Origin of the sequence: Streptomyces alkaliphilus (assembly GCF_014141535.1) — a bacterium.
Lineage (GTDB): Bacteria > Actinomycetota > Actinomycetes > Streptomycetales > Streptomycetaceae > Streptomyces > Streptomyces alkaliphilus.
This window is the reverse complement of record NZ_VKHT01001362.1, coordinates 1-1,049: the sequence shown is the minus strand read 5'-3', so window position 1 is coordinate 1,049 and position 1,049 is coordinate 1. Positions and strand designations below refer to the sequence as shown.

Annotated in this window: 1 protein-coding gene; it reads right to left on the bottom strand. The window is 70.9% G+C overall.

The features are described from left to right. Positions 1-953: ABC transporter ATP-binding protein (locus tag FNQ90_RS24490; protein ID WP_182608335.1), on the bottom strand; the 953-nt coding region annotated here is incomplete at its 3' end. Positions 954-1,049 lie beyond the last annotated feature (96 nt).

Here is a 1,049-nt window from a genome sequence, read left to right as displayed (position 1 = left end):
GCCAGAGGTGTATCAGAGACAGGCCGGGGGATCTCCCGGGCGCAGGGTTCGAATGCCCGCGGACAGCGGGGATGGAAGGCGCAACCGCTCGGCATCGCCCGCAGGTCCGGCGGGGAACCCGGGATGCCGGTCAGTTCCCGCCGCGGTCCGTGCAGCGCGGGGAAGGAGTGCAGCAGACCGTGGCTGTACGGGTGGTGCGCCTCCCGGTAGAGATCACGTGCCGGGGCCTGTTCGACGATCCGCCCCCCGTACATGATGGCGATGCGGTCGGAGAACTCCACCAGCAGCGACAGGTCGTGGGTGATGAAGACCACCGAGAAGCCCAGGTGTTCGCGCAGTTCGGCCAGTCGGGTGAGGATCTGGCGCTGCATCACCACGTCCAGGGCCGTGGTGGGCTCGTCGAGGATGACGATCTCGGGATCCAGCGCGAGTGCCATGGCGATCATCACCCGCTGTCGCATCCCGCCGGACAGCTGGTGGGGGTGGCCGGAAAGACGATCCGCGGGGATGCCGACGAGTTTGAGCAGTTCCACGGCCCGATCCGTGCGGGCGGCCCGGCTCATGCCCGGCCGGTGGGCGGCCAGGACGTCGGTGAGCTGGCCGCGGATGGAGAGCACCGGGTTGAGGGAGTTCATCGCTCCCTGGAAGACCAGGGAGATCTCCTGCCAGCGGAAGGTTCGCAGCTCGTGATCGGTGAGGTCGAGGATCTCGGTGACCGAGCCGTCGCGGGCGTGGTACCGCACCTCTCCCCCGGTGATCACCCCGGGGGGCGGGAGCAGTCGGGTGATGCCGTAGGCGAGGGTGGACTTGCCGCTGCCGGACTCCCCCGCGAGGCCGAGGATCTCCCCCCGCCGCAGGGTGAGGTCCACACCGCTCAGGGCGCGCACCGCTCCGTCTCCGAGTCCGTAGTCCACGTGCAGGTCCCGGACCTCCAGGACGGGTGATTCGCTCATCGCTGGGGCTCCTCGGCCAGGGGGATGTGCGGGCCGGGGGCCTCCGGCCCGACCGGCGCGCCGGCGGCGGCCGGGTCGGTGGCGGGACGGTCGGCC